We start from the raw sequence: 2,000 nt of genomic DNA, 5'->3' as shown, positions 1-2,000 counted from the left end.
GCGCACCCGGGTGGCGATGTCGACCGACGTGCCGACGTAGAGCGGGCGGTCGTCGGCGGCCCGGAAGATGTAGACCCCGGAGCCCGGCGCCGGCCAGCACGTACCACCAGGTGTCCACGCCGGTGCCGGCCTGGCCACCGTCACCGCTGGGCACACCGGCCGGAGCGGAGTGCAGACCGGTGATGGTCTGCGCCACGATGTCGAGGCTGTCCGCCTCGGCCGAGCCGATCGCGTAGACGATCGTGGCGGTTCCCTCCTTGAGGTTCAGGTCCGCCGGGCCGATCGCCACGGTGTCGGTGCCGGCGAGCACCACGTCCGCCTTCACGGTGCCGGCGTCGACATCGCCCTTGGCCTCGTTCGGGTTGGTGAGGTCCTCGAAGACCGGGGTGCCACCGGCCCGGACGTCCACCGCCGGGGCGGCGGCCGTGTGCCGGACGATCAGTCGCGCCTTGCCGGCGTCGACCTTCGAGGTGTCGTTGACGAACGGCGTGATCTTCGGCTGTCCGGCGGCGTCCAGGTGGGCGGCGATGCTGATGTTCGCCCCACCCGGCACCTGCGCGTCGTCGACCTTGAGGATCGCGCTGCCGATCGCCTCGCCCGGCTTGGTCAGCGCGATGTCGTACGCGCCCTCCTCCAGGTCCAGCGGGCCCGCCACGTCGCCGGGCTTGAAGTCGCTGAGCGTCTTCTCGCCGTTGACGTACACGTCGACCGGGGTGTCCGGGATGCCGTGGACGACGGAGACCTTGGAGGTGGCGGCGTACGCGGGAGTGGCGGTGAGGGCGCCGACCCCGACGAACGTCAGCGCGGCGACCGCGCCGCCCGCCGCGACCCGACGGAAGTTCGAGAGCTGCATGATGACTGCCTCCTGGTGATTGGTGCTGATTCGTCAGGCCTGGCTTGCAGAACGGGTTACGCCGGCTCCACGCCGGCCGGATGCGGCCGAGGAACATTTCTTTTTCTTTCCTCCGGCCGCATCCGAACGGTCCTGCGGCAACGAAGAGCAGGTGAACGACGTGTGGGACACACCGACCGGAGAAGTGGGGCGATGACTGTGGGAGTTACAGTCGGGCATGCCCCAAGGAAGGCGAACCGCCCGGTGACGGCGGAACGACGCGAACCGGCACCTCCCGAGGACGACCTGGCCGCGCGATTCCGCGCCGGCGACGAACTGGCGTTGCGGGAGGCGTACGACCGGTACGGTCGCGCGGTGCTCCACCTGGCCACGAGCACACTGGCCAACCGCAGTGACGCGGAGGACGTGACCCAGGCGACGTTCGTCGCAGCCTGGCTGGGTCGGGACACCTTCGATCCGACCAAGGGTTCGCTGATCGGCTGGCTGCTCGGCATCGGGCGGCGCAAGGTGATCGACCGGCTGCGGGCCTCGGCCCGGGAGACCCGGGTGGTCGAGACGGTCCGGCAACTGCCGGAGCCGGCGCAGACCGGCCCGGACCCGGACACGGTGGTCGACCGGCTGGTGGTCGCGGACGAGCTGGCTCGACTACCGGACGACCAGCGACGCATGCTGGAACTGGCGTTCTTCGACGACCTGACACACCAACAGATATCGGCGGTGACCGGCGTGCCCCTGGGCACGGTGAAGAGTCACATCCGGCGCGGCATGGCGAACCTGAAACGCAGATGGGAGGTGGACGGTGCAGCACCTGGACCACGACCGGCTGGTCTTTCTGGCGCTCGGTGAGAGCGACGCGGACAGCGGCGAGAGCACCCACCTCGACAGCTGCGAGCACTGCCGGGTCGAGATGCGGACCCTGCAGCACGTCGCCGGCCTCGGTGCCGGCACCCAGGGCATGCGGGAGCTGCCGGACCCTCCGGAGCACGTCTGGCAGGGCATCATGGCCGAGATCCGGGCGGCGGAGGACCTGCCGTCGCTCGGCGACGCCCGCAGCAGGCAGCGGCCGGACGACACCGACGACCGCGGCGACGCGGACCCGACCGGCGGCGTGGTGCTCACGCCCCGGCCACACCGGCGCAGCCGCTGG

The 2,000-nt window shown here is 70.9% G+C and carries 2 protein-coding genes and 1 pseudogene; 2 read left to right on the top strand and 1 reads right to left on the bottom strand.

The window, feature by feature from the left end; translation table 11 throughout:
* Window positions 1–853, bottom strand: an 853-nt coding sequence (locus AB0I76_RS28680; protein WP_357041898.1) for a DUF4397 domain-containing protein, incomplete at its 3' end; no start/stop codon positions are given.
* Between the two features lie 243 nt (window positions 854–1,096).
* On the opposite strand from AB0I76_RS28680, the gene AB0I76_RS28675 reads away from it, so the two are divergent.
* Together AB0I76_RS28675 and AB0I76_RS28670 are read left to right on the top strand one after the other, a co-directional pair.
* On the top strand, window positions 1,097–1,699 hold the full coding sequence (locus AB0I76_RS28675) for a sigma-70 family RNA polymerase sigma factor (RefSeq protein ID WP_357041895.1): 603 nt from the start codon (window positions 1,097–1,099) through the stop codon (window positions 1,697–1,699).
* Window positions 1,653–2,000, top strand: a pseudogene (locus AB0I76_RS28670) (anti-sigma factor); the annotation flags it as partial. The gene AB0I76_RS28675 and the pseudogene AB0I76_RS28670, both read left to right, overlap by 47 nt.

It is taken from the genome of Micromonospora sp. NPDC049799 (assembly GCF_040656655.1).
GTDB lineage: Bacteria > Actinomycetota > Actinomycetes > Mycobacteriales > Micromonosporaceae > Micromonospora.
The sequence above is the reverse complement of the archived record's forward strand: the minus strand, read 5'-3'. Positions and strand labels throughout refer to the sequence as shown.